The organism is Kitasatospora indigofera, from assembly GCF_014655955.1.
GTDB lineage: Bacteria > Actinomycetota > Actinomycetes > Streptomycetales > Streptomycetaceae > Kitasatospora > Kitasatospora indigofera.
Window position 1 is genome coordinate 35484 of the sequence record NZ_BNBO01000019.1, and the last position, 15213, is coordinate 50696.

At 73.3% G+C, this 15213-nt stretch carries 9 protein-coding genes; 8 read left to right on the forward strand and 1 reads right to left on the reverse strand.

Annotation, left to right across the window (positions count from 1 at the left end; translation table 11 throughout):
- The first annotated feature begins 230 nt into the window (after positions 1–230).
- Together IE329_RS18100 and IE329_RS18105 are read left to right on the forward strand one after the other, a co-directional pair.
- Entirely contained in the window at positions 231–2153 is a 1923-nt protein-coding gene (locus IE329_RS18100; protein WP_229927547.1) for a glycosyl hydrolase family 95 catalytic domain-containing protein, read from the forward strand.
- Positions 2154–2216: 63 nt separating this feature from the next.
- Positions 2217–2864, forward strand: a complete 648-nt coding sequence (locus IE329_RS18105; RefSeq protein WP_190211942.1) for an MOSC domain-containing protein — start codon at positions 2217–2219, stop codon at positions 2862–2864.
- Positions 2865–2996: 132 nt separating this feature from the next.
- Here the strand turns inward: IE329_RS18105 and IE329_RS18110 are convergent, their stop codons facing one another.
- Positions 2997–5912, reverse strand: a complete 2916-nt coding sequence (locus IE329_RS18110; protein WP_229927548.1) for a glycoside hydrolase family 3 C-terminal domain-containing protein — start codon at positions 5910–5912, stop codon at positions 2997–2999.
- Between the two features lie 346 nt (positions 5913–6258).
- Between IE329_RS18110 and IE329_RS18115 the strand changes: the two genes are divergently transcribed.
- The 6 genes from IE329_RS18115 (at position 6259) to IE329_RS18140 (ending at position 15212) form a co-directional block, all read left to right on the forward strand.
- Complete coding sequence (locus tag IE329_RS18115; RefSeq protein ID WP_190211943.1) at positions 6259–7938, forward strand: ABC transporter substrate-binding protein; 1680 nt, start codon at positions 6259–6261, stop codon at positions 7936–7938.
- Between the two features lie 43 nt (positions 7939–7981).
- Complete coding sequence (locus IE329_RS18120) at positions 7982–9034, forward strand: ABC transporter permease (RefSeq protein ID WP_229927549.1); 1053 nt, start codon at positions 7982–7984, stop codon at positions 9032–9034.
- Positions 9031–9960, forward strand: coding sequence for a carbohydrate ABC transporter permease (locus tag IE329_RS18125; protein WP_190211944.1), 930 nt, complete (start codon positions 9031–9033; stop codon positions 9958–9960). Before IE329_RS18120 ends, IE329_RS18125 begins: the two co-directional genes overlap by 4 nt.
- A 156-nt stretch (positions 9961–10116) precedes the next feature.
- Positions 10117–11202, forward strand: a complete 1086-nt coding sequence (locus tag IE329_RS18130; RefSeq protein WP_190211945.1) for a LacI family DNA-binding transcriptional regulator — start codon at positions 10117–10119, stop codon at positions 11200–11202.
- On the forward strand, positions 11183–13207 hold the full coding sequence (locus IE329_RS18135) for a glycoside hydrolase family 31 protein (protein WP_190211946.1): 2025 nt from the start codon (positions 11183–11185) through the stop codon (positions 13205–13207). The genes IE329_RS18130 and IE329_RS18135 overlap by 20 nt, the downstream gene beginning before the upstream one ends.
- Before the next feature lie 10 nt (positions 13208–13217).
- Positions 13218–15212 carry a beta-galactosidase gene (locus tag IE329_RS18140; RefSeq protein ID WP_190211947.1) on the forward strand — a complete coding sequence of 665 codons (1995 nt, stop codon included), beginning with the start codon at positions 13218–13220 and terminating at the stop codon, positions 15210–15212.
- Position 15213 lies beyond the last annotated feature (1 nt).

The following is a 15213-nucleotide window of genomic DNA, read 5'->3' on the forward strand; positions in this document are numbered from 1 at the left end:
GCGGGCCGGCGGTGGGGGCCGGTCGGGTGGGGAGGCGGGAGCACAGAGGGGGCCAAGATGTGGGAGCGCTCCCATGGTTGACCGGGCACAGGCGCCCGTCAAGGGCGGTGACAGGCTTCGACGCGCTTCGACATCTATTCGGACGGGCGGGCAACAAACTAGGATGCCGCGAGCCCCGCGATGAGCCCCGCCGTGAGCCCGCCGGGAGAGCCGCAGAAGGAGCAGCATCCGTGAATCCCCTGCACACCAACGACGTTCGCGGCAGCCACGCGATCCACGACACCGCCCCCGCGGCCCGCTGGGAGGACGCCTTCCTGGCCGGGAACGGCGAGTACGGGATCATGGTGGAGGGCGGTCCGCACCGCGAGCGCGTCGTGCTCAACCACCACCGCTACGTCCTGCCGAACGGCACCCGCCACCTGCGCGCCGCCGAGACCGCCGACCGGCTGGAGGAGATCCGCGACCTCGTCCTGGCCGGCCGCGCCCCCGAGGCCCAGCGGATCTGGGCCGGCGGCGAGGAGCTCCGCTGGACCCAGTCCTTCCACCCCGGCCACGCCCTGGAGATCGCCACCCCCGCCCACGGGCCGGTCCGCGACTACCTGCGCCGCACCGGCTTCGACACCGGCGAGATCACCGTCGACTGGCAGGACGACGCCGGGCCCTGGCGGCGGCGCTCCTTCGTCTCCCGCGCGGACGCCGTCGTCGTGCAGGAGTTCACCGGCCCGGCCGCCGAACTGCGGCTGCGCCTCACCGGGGACCTGCCCGGCTGCCCCGAGGACGTCCGGCACCGGTGCACCGCCGCCGGCCTGGGCCCCGGGCGGGCGCTGCTCAACGCCCGTGCCACCTACCCGCCGGGGCTCGGCGCGTACGGGTTCGAGGCCGTGCTGCTGGTGCACGCGCCCGGCGCCCGGATCGACACCGACGGCGACGTACTGATCCTGCGCGGCGCCCGGCGCGTCCTGCTGCTCGGCAAGCTCGACCGCCACGAGGACCCCGGCCGGCGGACGGCCGCGCTGCAGCGGGCGCTCGACCTGCTGCCCGCCGACTACGACACCCTGCTGGCCGCCCACACCGCCCTGCACACCCCGGCCTACCGCCGCGCCGCCCTGGACCTCACCGGCGCCGCCGGTCACCTGTTCCACCTGGACGACGACTGGCCGTGGCCCGCCTGGCTGGCCGGCGCGGACTGGCTGCTGCACCCGCTGCACGAGTACTGGCGCACCACCGGCGACGACGAGTTCCTGCGCGCGGAGCTGGCCGGCTGGCTGATCGAGGCGGCCGAGTTCTTCGAGGACTTCCTGACCCGCACCGACGACCGGGGCCATGTCGTCTTCGTCCCCTCCTACTCCCCGGAGATCGCCCCCGAGGGCGTGGCCGGCTCCGCCTCCGTGAACGCCGTGATGGACGTCGCGGCGGGCCGGCACGCGCTGGAGAGCGCCATCGAGGTCTGCGAGCACCTCGCCGTGGAGCCGGCGGCCGTCGCCCGCTGGCGGGCCCTGCTGCCGCGGTTCCCGCCGTACCTGGTCAACCCGGCCGGCCGGCTCACCGAATGGGCCTGGCCCGGTCTGGACGGCAACCTCGACCACCGCCACGTCAGCCACCTCTACCCGGTCTGGCCGCTGCACGAGATCACCCGCGACACCAGCCCGGAGCTGGCCGAGGCGGCCCACCGCGCGCTGGCCGGGCGCGGCGACGAGAACCTCTCCGCCCACGGCAGCCTGCACCGCGCGCTGGCCGCGGCCCGGCTGCGGGACGCCGGCCTGGCCCGCGCCAACCTGCTGAAGATCCTCGGCGGCGACATGCTGTTCCGCTCGCTGATGAGCTCGCACAACCCGGGCCTGGAGATCTACAACGCGGACGCCGCCATCACCCTCCCTGGGCTGGTGCTGGAGCTCCTGGTCGACGCCCGGCCCGGCCGGCTCGACCTGCTCCCGGCGCTGCCGGCCGAGCTGGCCCGCGGCACCGTACGCGGCGTCACCTGCCAGGGCCGGGTCACCGTCGAGGAGTTGGCCTGGGACCTGCCCGCCGGCACGGTACGGGCGGTGCTCCGCTCCGCGGTCGGCCAGACCCTCGACGTGCACTGCCGGGGCGCCCGGCGCAGCCTCGTCCTGGCGGCCGGGACGGCGGAGGCGGTGGTCTTCGACGGGCTCTGACCCGGTGGTCGGGGCGGGGGAAACCGCCTCGCCCCGACCGCGGGCGAGGCGTACCGTCGGAGCATGCAGCTGCTCTCCGTGAACGTCGGCGTACCCATGCCCAACCCGTGGAAGGGCCTGCGGGCGACCGGCATCGACAAGCGTCCGGTGGCCGGCCCGGTGGCCGTCGCGGCGCCCGGCCCCAAGGGCACCGGAGCGGTCGGCCTGGCCGGCGACCGGGCGTACGACGTGAAGCACCACGGCGGCGCCGACCAGGCCGTGTACGCCTACGCCCGGGAGGATCTCGACCACTGGGAGGGCGAGTTGGGCCGGCCGCTGGCCGACGGTCTCTTCGGCGAGAACCTCACCACCACCGGCCTGGACGTCAACGGCGCCCTGATCGGCGAGCGTTGGCGGATCGGGGCGGACGTCGTCCTGGAGGTCTCCTGCCCGCGGATTCCCTGCGCGACCTTCCAGGGCCGGCTGGAACGCCCGGGCTGGATCAAGGAGTTCACCCGGGCCGTCCGGCCGGGGGCCTACCTGCGGGTGATCGAGCCCGGCGAGATCAGCGCGGGTGACCCGGTGGCCGTCGTCCGGCGCCCGGCCCACGGGGTGACGGTCGCCGTGGCCTTCCGTGCGCTGACCCTCGAACCCGGCCTGCTGCCCCTGCTGCTGGACGCCGAGGCGCTCCCGGCGGAGGACCTGGAGCTGGTCCGCCGACGCCTGGCATGACGCCTGGCACGACGCCTGGCACGACGGCGCCCGCGCCGGTGGTCCCCGCGCCGGCGGCGGTGCCCGGCGCGGCGCCCGGCGCGGCGGTGCCCTGGCCGGCAACCGGCCGGGGGCACCGCCACCGGTCCTGGGTCAGCGGCGGTCCAGCGTGAACGACGCCAGCCGCTGCTCGCCGCGCAGCACCAGGTACAGGTCGTGCACCCCGCCCGGGCCGGCCGGCAACTCGGCGGTGACCGTGGCCCAGGCGTAGCGCCCGCCGGTGGACGGCACGGAGAGGCGCGCCAGCAGCGGCCCGCTCTCCGGGTCGCCGGTGCGCAGCTCCAGCACCGCGGCGCCGGGCCCGGTGCGTGACACCTCCGCGCTGAAGGACGCCGGCCCGTCCGGCAGTTCGGCCGCCCGGAAGAGCAGCCGGCCGGTCGCGCCCGCCAGCGGGCTGACGGCGTCGCCGTGGGTGCGCTCGGCGTCGACCAGGGTGACGCCGGCGTGGTCGTCGAAGTCGGCCGCCCGGACGCTCCGCCCGGTCACCCGGCGCGGGCCGGGCTCCGGCCCGTCGACGGTGAACGGGACGGACAGCTCGACCGCCCCGGCCGAGCGGGCCGCCAATATCTCGTAGGCACCCGGGTCGACGGTGAACCGGCCCTCGGCCACGTCCCAGTGCGCCAGTGCCGACAGCGGCACGGTGAACTCCACCCGCCGGCGCTCGCCGGGTGCCAGCCGCAGCTTGCGGTAGTCGGCGAGCCGCAGCGACGGCGCCTCGTACCGGGCGTCGAGCGCCCGGGTGTACAGCTGCACGGTCTCCACCCCGGCGCGGGTGCCGGAGTTGGTGACCTCCACGCTGCAGGCGATCCGGTCGCCGGCCGGCTCGGCCGTGAGCGCGCGGTAGTCGAAGGACGTGTAGGAGAGCCCGTGCCCGAACGGGTAGAGCGGTGCGCCCCGGTGGTACTGGTACGTCCAGCCGGCCTTGATGATGTCGTAGTCCAGGCGCTCCGGCAGCGGCTCGTCGCCGCGGTACCAGGTCTGCGGCAGCCGCCCGGCGGGATCGCTGTCGCCGAGCAGGACGGCGGCCAGCGCGCGGCCGGTCTCCTGCCCGCCGTGCGAGGTCCAGAGCACGGCCGGCAGGTTGGCCTGCGCCCAGTCGACGGCGTACGGGTAGCTGCTCATCAGCACCAGCACGGTGTCGGGGCACTCGGCGGCGACGGCGCGCAGCAGCGCCTCCTGGGCCGGCGGCAGCCGCAGGTCGGCGCGGTCCTGGGTCTCCCGGCCGTTGATGTGCGGGTCGTTGCCGAGGACGACGACGGCGGTGTCCGCCGCGCGGACGGCGGCCAGCGCTTCGGCCGCGCCGTCGCGGACGACGGTCCTGGTCCAGCGCTCGGCGGCGGCCGGTCCGGCGGCCGAGACGGTGACCAGCCCGGTGACCGGGTCGACGACCGCGTACGCGCCGTTGTGGACGTTGCGGAGCAGCTCGGTGCCGTCCTCCTGCGGCTCCAGCCGGAAGGTCTCGTGGACGTCCCAGCCGTTCGGCTGGGTCTGGTCGGCGGCGAGCCCGAGGCCGGCGTCCTTGAGGGTGACGTAGCGGCCGGAGGCGGCGCTGCGCAGCGTCAGGACGCCGTTGCCCCAGTCGAAGAGGTCGAAGCAGGCCTCGTCACCGGGCTTCCCGTCGGCCTCGGTGGTGCCGATCGGCCCGGTCGGGTCGCCGGCGGGCACGGCGAGCAGTCCGCCGGTGGAGGCGGCGCGCAGCGCGACGCGGTCCACGCCCTCGGTGCGGAGCACCTCGCCGCCGCGGGCACCGAGGGCGGCGCCGAGCCCGGCGGCGACGGTGACCCGGTACGGCATGGTGCCGCTGTACCAGTCCTCGAAGAGCGAGTCGGCGAGCGGGCCGAGCACGGCGACGCGCCGGCCCCCGGCGGGGGCCAGCGGCAGCAGCCCCCGCTCGTTGCGGAGCAGCACGACGGACTCGGTGGCCGCGCGCAGCGCGAGCCGGCGGTGCGCGGGGGAGTCGACGACGCTCCACCCGGTGCCGGCGTACGGGTCCGACTCGGGGTCGAACTCGCCGAGCCGGAACCGGATCGAGAGCTGGCGGCCGACCGCGCGGTCGATGTCCTCCTCGGTGAGCAGGCCGCGCTCCAGCGCCTCGGTGATCCGGGCGATCGTGGTGCCCGGGTCGTCGGCGTGGTCGGTGAAGCTGTCGACGCCGGCCTTCAGCGCGGCGGCGTGGGACTGCGCGTGGTCCTCGAAGTACTCCTCCGGGTCGACCAGGTTGGACGGCGCCTCGGCGTCGCTGCAGACGAACAGCTCGTGGCCGGTCGGCCGGGCCCAGCGGCGCAGCTCGGCCTCGATCAGCGGACTGACGTGGCAGGGGCGGCCGTTGACCAGGTTGTAGGCCGGCATCACGCCGGTCGCGGAACCTGCGGCGACGGCGGTGCGGAACGCCGCCAGGTCGTACTCGTGCAGGACGCGGGGGCGCAGCCCGGAGGAGGTGACGCAGCGCTCGTCCTCGTTGTTGTAGGCGAGGAAGTGCTTGAGGACCGGCGCGGTGCGCAGGTGGTCCGGGTCGTCGCCGGCGAGGCCCCGGCAGAAGGTGTCGGCCAGCCGGGCGGTGAGCAGCGGGTCCTCGGCGTAGCCCTCCTCGTTGCGGCCCCAGCGCGGGTCGCGCAGCAGGTTCACCACGGGGGCCCAGGCCTGGAGGCTGATCCGGCCCTCCCCGGCGGCCGGTGCGCGGTGGTGGTGGAAGGCGCGCAGTTCGGTGCCGGTCGCGGTGGCGACCTCGTGGACCAGCTCTTCGTCCCAGGTCGCGCCGAGGCCGACGGCCTGCGGGAAGACGGTGGCGGCGCCCAGCCAGCCGACTCCGTGCAGGGCCTCGGTGCCGGTGCGGAAGGCCGCGACGCCGAGCCGGGGGACGGCGGGGGAGTACTGGTGCAGCATGGCGATCCGCTCCTCCCGGGTGAGCCGGGCGAGCAGGTCCCCGACGCGTGTCCGCAGCGCGAGCGTGGTGTCGCGGAAGGGCAGCGGCTCGATGGGCGATTCGGCGGGCACAGCGGTGGTCGTCACCTGGGAAACCCCTCGGGGATGGGCGTGCGGAGGCAGTGGCGCGGCGCGGGGAGGGGGGAGATCCGGTCCGTCGACGGCAGGGACGGCATCCCGGCGGGCCGCGTGGTGAAACGCTTCGAAAGTCGCACGCCGGGTGGGGGCTGTCAACCATGAGACCGGCTTCCACCCTCATCAAGGCTTGTGGGAAGGGATGTTGAGCCCTCGGTTGCCCGGTGACGGGCCGTTGTGATCGCACGGAAATGATTTGTTCATCCCCTTGTCGAACAGATGACCCGCCGCTAGTGTCACCGCAACATCGAAGCGATTCGACGAACCGGATCCTCAACGATGAAGGGCCGCACCGACCATGAGCTCCCAGATCAGCCGCAGAACGTTGCTCAGAACCGCCGTCACCGTCGCCGGGGCCGCCGTGGCGGCTCCGCTGCTCAGTGCCTGCGGCAGCGGCGGTGCCGCGAAGAGCGGCTCCAACAGCAAGGCCGGCCTGGCCGGCGCCCTGCCCGCCTTCGTCGCCAGCACGGCGGTCACCGCGGACATCCCCTCGGTGACCGGCCCGAGCGGCGGGTTCAGCGACCCGGGCTTCCTGACCTATCCGGCCGCCCCGGTGAAGACCGTCACCAAGACGCCCGGCTCCGGCGGGAGCTACTCCGCCGTGACGCCGCTCTGGGGGACGATCCCGGCGGCCGACAACCCCTTCTACCAGGCCGTGAACGCCGCGCTGGGCGTGAAGCTCACCATGCAGCCGGCCAACGGCACCACCTACAACACCGCGATCCCCACCCTGACCGCGGCCCAGAAGCTCCCCGACTGGGTGCAGCTGCCCACCTGGTGGAACGCGCTGTTCAACGTCGGCGGCCTGGTCGGCACCCAACTGGCGGACCTCACGCCCTACCTGGCCGGCGACAAGATCAAGGAGTACCCGAACCTGGCCGCCCTGCCGACCGGTGCCTGGCAGGCCGGGGTCTGGGGCGACAAGCTCTACGGGATCCCGTCGTTCGCCTCCGGCACCGCCTTCGCCGGCGCCTTCTTCTACCGCCGGGACGTCTTCGAGGCCAAGGGCATCGCCGCGGACAGCGTGAAGTCCGCCGACGACCTGATGAACCTCGGCAAGGAGCTGACCAACGCGAGCGCCGGCGTCTGGGCCTTCGACGACATGTGGACGTACCTCACGCAGCCCTTCGGGATCGCGCAGCTCTTCACGGCCAAGGACGGCAAGCTCGTCCACAAGTACGAGCAGCCGGAGTACCTGGAGGCGCTCAACTGGGCGTGGAAGCTGGCCAAGTCCGGCTACATCCACCCGGACGCGCTGGCCGGCAACAACAACGACGCCAAGGCCCGGTTCTACGCCGGCAAGGTGCTCGTCACCGGAGACGGCACCGGCTCGTGGAACATGGCCGACGCCCAGGCCGGCCAGGCGGCCGACCCGAAGTACCGGCGCGGCGCGCTCCCGCTGTTCGCGGCGGACGGCACGTCGGCCCCGAGCATCTTCCTCGGCTCCTCCACCAGCCTGGTCAGCTACCTCAACGCCAAGCTGAAGCCGGAGCAGATCAAGGAGCTGCTCGCGGTCGCCAACTACCTCGCCGCCCCCTGGGGTTCGGCCGAGTACACGCTGATCAACTACGGCGTCGAGGGCGTCGACCACACCCGGGTCGACGGCACGCCGACCTTCACCCCGGCCGGCCAGAAGTCCGTCCAGCAGCAGACCTACCCCTTCCTGGTCTCCAGCCCGCAGGCGACCAGCAACCCCGGCTTCGACCAGATCACCAAGGACCGCACGGCGTGGGAGGCGCAGGCCGTCAAGTACGCCTACAAGCCGGTGTTCTGGAACATGAACATCACCGTGCCGAGCCGGCTCGCCACCGCCGGCGCCGCCCAGGCGCTGGAGGACACCGTCAAGGACGTCCAGCACGGCCTGAAGACCGTCGCCGACTACCAGAACGCGCTGACCTCGTGGAAGCGCAGCGGCGGCGACGAGCTCACCGCCTGGTACCAGAGCGAGATCTACGACAAGCAGGGCTCCGGCCAGTAGCCCCGCCGCTCCCAGTCCGACCTATCTAGGAGGTGCGGTGGTCGTGGCGGCAGTCACCACGAACAGCGCCGACGTGCCCGGCCGAGCGGAAGAGGCGGCGCCCGGACTCCCCGGACTCCCCGGACACCCCGGCGCACCCGGAACGCCCGGCGGGCCCGAGCAGAGCCTGCGCCCGCCGAGCCCGCGGCGGCTGAACCGGCGGATCCGGCTGCGCCGGGACCGCTCGCTGCTGCTGATGACCGTGCCGGTCGTCGTCCTGCTGCTGGTCTTCAACTACCTGCCGTTGTTCGGCACGGTCACCGCCTTCGAGTACTACGACCCCATCGTCGGGGTGGTGAACAGCGAGTGGATCGGCCTGGAGAACTTCCGCCAGCTGCTCGGCGACCCGCTGTTCTGGGGCTCGGTGTGGAACACCCTGGAGCTGGCGGCCGTCCAGCTGGTGCTGTTCTTCCCCGTCCCCGTCGCCCTGGCGCTGCTGCTCAACTCGGTGCTCAGCCCGCGGATCCGCAGCTTCGTCCAGTCGGTGACGCTGATCCCGCACTTCTTCTCCTGGGTGCTGGTCATCACCCTGTTCCAGCAGATGATCGGCGGCGCCGGGCTGCTCAACCAGTTCCTGCGCCAGCACGACATGACGCCGTGGAACATCATGACGGATCCGTCGGTCTTCAAGCTGCTGGTGACCTCCCAGGTGATCTGGAAGGACGCCGGCTGGGGGATCATCGTCTTCCTGGCGGCGCTGGCCGCCATCGACGAGAACCTCTACGAGGCCGCCGCGATGGACGGTGCCGGCCGGTGGCGCCGGATGTGGCACATCACGCTGCCGGGCCTGCGCGGGGTCATCGTGCTGATGCTGGTGCTCCGGCTCGGCAACGTCCTGAACGTCGGCTTCGAGCAACTGCTCATCCAGCGCTACGCGGTGGGCCACGACGCGGCCGACGTGCTGGACACCTTCTCGTACTTCTACGGCATCGGAACCAACAACTACGGCTACGGGGCCGCGGCCGGCATCTTCAAGAGCGTCATCTCGCTGCTCCTGATCTACGGGGCCAACAAGCTGGCGCACTCCTTCGGCGAGGACGGGTTGTACCGGAAATGAGCGACGTCACCCTGAAGGCCCGCCGCCCGTCCGCGCGCCCCGTCTGGGAGGAGGAGCCGACCGCCGTCGGGCAGGGCGTCAAGGGCGTCACGCTGGCCGGGATCCTGGTCCTCGTCCTCGGGCCGCTCTGGTGCGTGGTGATCACCAGCTTCTCCACCCAGGGGTCGATCAACCGGGCCGGCGGCCTGGTGATCGTTCCGCACGGGCTGACCCTGAACGCGTACCGGACGATGCTCGGCGACGGCCCGGTCACCCGGGCGCTGTTCGTCAGCCTGGGGGTCACCGTGGCCGGCACGGTCTTCTCGATGGTGGTCTCCGTCCTCTGCGCCTACGGCCTGTCGCGCTCGCGCTCGCTCGGCCACCGGTTTCTGCTGATGCTGCTGGTGGTCACCATGTTCGTCAGCGGCGGCCTGATCCCCTCGTACCTGGTGGTCACCGGCCTCGGCGGCTTCGACCAGTACTGGGCGCTGATCCTGCCGAGCGCGGTGAGCGTGTTCAACATCCTCGTCCTGCGGTCCTTCTACGGCAGCACCGCCGCCGAGCTGATCGACGCGGCCCGGATGGACGGCGCCGGCGACTGGCGCATCCTCTGGTCGGTGGTGCTGCCGACCTCGCGGGCGGTCACCGCGGTGATCACGCTGTTCTACGCGGTCGGCTACTGGAACTCGTTCTTCAACGTCATGCTCTACATGCCGACCAGCAGCCAGAAGTGGCCGTTGCAGTACGTGCTCTACCAGTACGTCAACCTCGGCACCAACATGCCCGGCCAGGTCAACTCCGGCTTCGGCAACGCCGCCAACGCCACCGCGCCGCTCTCGCTCCAGATGGCCGTCGTCGTCCTGACGCTGGTGCCGGTGGTGATCGCCTTCCCGTTCGTCCAGAAGCACTTCGCCAAGGGAGTGCTGACCGGCGCCGTCAAGGGCTGACACTCTCTACGCTGTCCTGACGCCCGCGGGCGCCGGCCCCGCACGGCGCAGCACAGTCCCGCACGGCGCAGCGCGGCACGGCACGGTCCCGCACGGCACAGACAGCACGGCACAGCACAGCACCACCCACGACACGCACAGGGGGATACCGATCCAATGGTGACACTCGCCGAAGTGGCCCAGCGCGCAGGCGTGTCCCCGAGCACGGTCAGCTACGTCCTCAGCGGCAAGCGCAGCATCTCGGAGCCCACCCGCCGCAGGGTGGAACGCGCCATCAGCGACCTCGGGTACCACCCCAACGCCGGCGCCCGGGCGCTGGCCGGCAAGCGCTCGCACATCATCGCGCTGGTCGTGCCGCTGCGCACCGACGTCTACGTCCCCATCATGATGGAGATCGCCATCGCGGTGACCATGACGGCCCGCAGCTACGGCTACGACGTCCTGCTGGTCACCAACGACGAGGGCCCGGACGGCGTGCGCCGGGTGGCCGCCAGCGGACTCGCCGACGGCGTGATCCTGATGGACGTCGAGCTGGACGACGAGCGCATCCCCGTCCTGCGCGAGCTCGGCAGCCACGCCGCCCTGATCGGACTGCCCGCCGACACCACCGGACTCTCCTGCGTGGACCACGACTTCGCCACCGCCGGCGCCCTGTGCGCCGACCACCTCGCCGACCTCGGCCACCGCGACGTGGCGTTCGTCGGCTACGCGCCGCAGGTCTACCTCCGGCACGCCGGCTACGCCGAGCGCACGCTCACGGGCTTCCGCGAGCGGGCCCGGGAGCGCGGCCTGCGGATCCTGCACCGGCCGTGCGAGGGCACCTTCGAGAGCACCGCGGGCGTCCTCGGCCGGATCCTGGACGACCGGCCGGCCACCACCGGCTTCGTGGTGCAGAACGAGGGCGCGCTCGGCCCGCTGCTCAGCCTGCTGCGCACCTCCGGGCGGATCGTGCCGGAGGACGCCTCGGTGGTCGCGCTCTGCCCCGAACAACTGGCCGAGCAGAGCTCGCCGCGGCTGACCGCCGTGACCGGCCCCGCGCAGGACCTCGGCCGGCGGGCCGTCGAACTGGTGCTGGGCCGCATCGACGGCGGCTCCACCCCCGAGGTCACCCTGCTCACCCCCGTCCTGACCCCCAGGGAGAGTTCGGGCCCCGCGCCCCTCGCGGCGGCCCCCTCCCCGCGCCTTCCCGCCCCGCCATCCCCCGCAGACGTGGAGAACAGCCATGCCCAACCACTTCCATGACCTCGGCGGCGCCCTCGAATGGCGCGCCCGGGGCGAGACCCTGCGGGTGGAACCGTGGGGCCGGGACTCGGTGCGGGTCCGGGCGACGCCCGGCGGCCCGCTGCTGGAGGACCTGCCCGGCGCCCTGCTGGAGCGGCCGCCGGGCGGGGCCGTGGTCAAGATCGAGGGCAGCGCCGCCACCCTGGTCAACGGCGCGATCACCGTCCGGATCGACGGCAACGCCCCCGACGCGAGCGACCCGCAGCTGCACCCGGCGGCCGGCCGGATCACCTTCCTGCGGACGGCCGACGGAGCCGAGCTGCTGGCGGAGGAGCCGCACCACTTCTGGTGGCCCGGGCCGCGGCTGTACACCGCGACCGGCAACGGCCACCACCGCCTGGAGCAGCGCTTCCGCAGCTACCCCGGTGAGCGGCTGTACGGGCTGGGCCAGCACACCCACGGCCTGCTCGACCAGAAGGGCGCGGTGATCGACCTGGTCCAGCGCAACGGCGAGGTGACCATCCCCTTCCTGCTCTCCGACCGCGGCTACGGCCTGTTGTGGAACTCCCCGGCGATCGGCCGGGTCGAGCTGGCCGAGACCGGCACCCGCTGGGTGGCCGACAGCGCCCGGCAGCTGGACTACTGGGTGACGGCCGGCTCGCCCGCCGACATCCTGCGCCACTACGCCGACGCCACCGGCCACACGCCCGTACTGCCCTCCTGGGCCTCGGGGTTCTGGCAGTGCAAGCTGCGCTACCGCACCCAGGACGAACTGCTGGAGGTCGCCCGGGAGTACCGCCGCCGGGGCCTGCCGCTCTCCGTCATCGTCAGCGACTTCTTCCACTGGACGCACCTGGGCGACTGGCGGTTCGACCCGGCCGAGTGGCCCGACCCGGCCGCGATGAACGCCGAACTGGAGGAGATGGGCGTCAAGTTGATGGTGTCGGTCTGGCCGTCGGTCAGCCCGCTCAGCGAGAACTACCACGAGCTGCTCAACGAGGGCTTCCTGATCAACACCGAGTACGGGCCGGTGGCCCACGCCGACTGGCCGGACAAGGGCCTGGACGCCTACTCCGCGCAGGTCGCCTTCTACGACGCCACCAACCCCGACGCCCGCTCGTTCGTCTGGGACCGGATCAGGCGCAACTACCACGACCTCGGCGTCAAGGTGTGGTGGCTGGACGCCTGCGAGCCCGAGCTCAAGCCCGGGTACCCGGCCAACCTGCGCTACCACGCCGGCCCCGGCCTGGAGGTGGGCAACCTCTACCCCCGCGAGAACGCCCGCATGATCCACGAGGGCATGACGGCGGAGGGGGAGAGCGAGATCATCTCGCTCAACCGCTCCAGCTGGGCGGGCGCGCAGCGGTACGGCGCCGCCCTGTGGTCCGGCGACATCGGCACCGACTTCGCCAGCCTGCGCACCCAGATCAAGGCCGGGCTGAACGTCGCCGTCTCCGGCATCCCGTGGTGGACCACCGACATCGGCGGGTTCCACGGCGGCGACCCGGACGACCCGGCCTACCGCGAGGTGCTGGTCCGCTGGTTCCAGTACGGCGCCTTCTGCCCGCTCTTCCGGCTGCACGGGTTCCGGGGCCCCGAACAGAAGCTGGAGCCGGCGATGACCGGCCTGCCCAACGAGGTCTGGTCCTACGGCGAGGAGGCCTACGGCATCCTCAGCGGCTACCTGCACCTGCGCGAGCGCCTGCGGCCCTACCTGATGCGGCAGATGGAGACGGCGGCGGCCGAGGGCCTGCCGCCGATGCGCCCGCTGTTCGTGGAGTTCCCCGACGACCCCGCCGCCTGGCAGGTGGACGACGCCTTCCTGCTCGGCCCGGACCTGCTGGTCGCGCCCGTCACCGAGGCCGGCGCCCGCGAGCGCGACGTCCACCTGCCGGCCGGCGCCGACTGGACGGACGCCTGGACGGGCGAGCGCCACCGCGGCGGACGGACCCTGCGGGTGGACGCCCCGCTGGAGCGGATCCCGCTCTTCCTGCGCGACGGCGCCGACCTCCCGATCCGGGACTGAGGGACGAACGATGCCCCTGACCGGCATGGCCTTCGGCGGCGACTACAACCCCGAGCAGTGGGACGAGGAGACCTGGAAGGAGGACGACGAGCTGATGCGGCGGGCCCGCGTCAACCTCGTCACCGTCGGCGTCTTCTCCTGGGCCCTGCTCGAACCCGAGGAGGGCCGCCACGAGTTCGGCTGGCTGGACGCCCAGCTGGAGCGGCTGCACGCCAACGGCGTCCGGGTCGACCTGGCCACCCCCACCGCCTCCCCGCCGCCCTGGTTCACCCTCGCCCACCCCGAGGCCATGCCGGTCACTGCCGACGGCACCCGCCTCACCCACGGCAGCCGCGACACCTACTGCCTCGCCGCCCCGGCCTACCGCCGGGCGGCGGCGCGGATCGCAGCGGCGCTGGCCGAGCGCTACGGCGACCACCCGGCGGTGGCGATGTGGCACATCCACAACGAGTACGCGACGGTGTGCCACTGCGAGCAGTCCGCCGCGGCCTTCCGGGTCTGGCTGCGGGCCCGGCACGGCACCCTGGACGCCCTCAACGAGGCCTGGGGCACGGCGTTCTGGAGCCAGCGCTACGGCTCCTGGGAGCAGATCATGCCCCCGCGCGCCACCCAGTGGCACCCGAACCCCGGCCACACCCTGGACTTCCGCCGGTTCTGGTCGGACGAGGCGCTCGCGGCGTACCGCGAGCAGCGCGACGCCGTCCGCCGCCACATCCCGTCCAGCGTGCCCGTCACCACCAACCTGATGCTGCCCGGCTACCAGAACCTGGACCTCTGGGCGTTCGGCCGGGAGGTCGACCTCGTCGGCATCGACCACTACATGGACGCCCCCGGTGTCGACGGCGACGCCGACACCGCCTTCGGCGCCGACCGGGCCCGCTCCTTCGGCGGCGGCAAGCCCTGGCTGCTGATCGAGCAGGGCACCAACACCGTCTACCTTCCCGACCGGGTGCTCCCCAAGGACCCGGGCCGGATCCTGCGCAGCTCGTTGGCGCACATCGCCCGCGGCTCGGACGGCGCGCTGTTCTTCCAGTGGCGGCAGTCCCGGGCGGGCGCCGAGATGTGGCACTCGGCGATGGTGCCGCACGCCGGGCCGGACACCCGGATCTTCCGGGAGACCGCCGCGACCGGGGAGGCCGTCGCCGCACTGGACGAGATCGCCGGTTCCACCGTCACGGCCGCCGTGGCCGTCCTGCACGACGCCGACGCCTGGTGGGCGCTGGACACCGACGGCCTGCCGTCCGCCGAGCTGGACTACCCGGCCACCCTCAAGCGCGCCCACCGCGCGCTCTGGGACGCCGGTGTCACCACCGACTTCGCCCACCCGGAGTCGGACCTGTCCCGCTACCGCCTCGTCCTGGCGCCCAGCCTGTACCTGGTCTCCGACGCGGGCGCCGCCTCGCTGCGCCGCTACGTCGAGGGCGGCGGCACGCTGCTGGTGCAGTACTTCAGCGGCGTGGTCGACGAGCACCACCGGGTCCGCACCGGCGGCCACCCGGGAGCACTGCGCGAGGTGCTCGGCATCCGAGGCGAGGAGCACCGCCCGCTCGCCGCCGGGGCCGGGGTGGCACTGTCCGACGGCTCCACCGGCCGGGTCTGGAGCGAGCTGCTGCGCACCGAGGGCGCGGAGACCGTCACCTCGTACGCGGCGGGGCCGCTCGCCGGTGCGCCCGCCGTCACCCGGCACCGGTTCGGGGCGGGCACCGGCTGGTACCTCTCGACCGGGCTGGACGAGGGGGCGTACCGGGTGCTGGTCGCCCGGATCCTGGAGGAGAGCGGCGTGGCACCTGAGGTGGCGGGCCTGCCGCCGGGCGTGGAGGCGGTCCGGCGGCGCTCGGCGGACGGCCGCAGCTGGCTCTTCGTCATCAACAACACCGACCGGGAGGTGCTGGTGCCGGCGGCGGGCCACGAGTTGCTGGCGGCCGGGCCCGTCCCGCCGGAGGGACTGAGCGTTCCGGCCGGCTGTGCGGCCGTGGTCCGGGAGGGGCCGGAGGCCGCCTGCTGAG

Coding starts and splice junctions, on each gene's coding strand:
- IE329_RS18105 (WP_190211942.1), top strand. CDS start 2,217: ATGCAGCTGCTCTCCGTGAACGTCGGCGTACCCATGCCCAACCCGTGG.
- IE329_RS18115 (WP_190211943.1), top strand. CDS start 6,259: ATGAGCTCCCAGATCAGCCGCAGAACGTTGCTCAGAACCGCCGTCACC.
- IE329_RS18125 (WP_190211944.1), top strand. CDS start 9,031: ATGAGCGACGTCACCCTGAAGGCCCGCCGCCCGTCCGCGCGCCCCGTC.
- IE329_RS18130 (WP_190211945.1), top strand. CDS start 10,117: ATGGTGACACTCGCCGAAGTGGCCCAGCGCGCAGGCGTGTCCCCGAGC.
- IE329_RS18135 (WP_190211946.1), top strand. CDS start 11,183: ATGCCCAACCACTTCCATGACCTCGGCGGCGCCCTCGAATGGCGCGCC.
- IE329_RS18140 (WP_190211947.1), top strand. CDS start 13,218: ATGCCCCTGACCGGCATGGCCTTCGGCGGCGACTACAACCCCGAGCAG.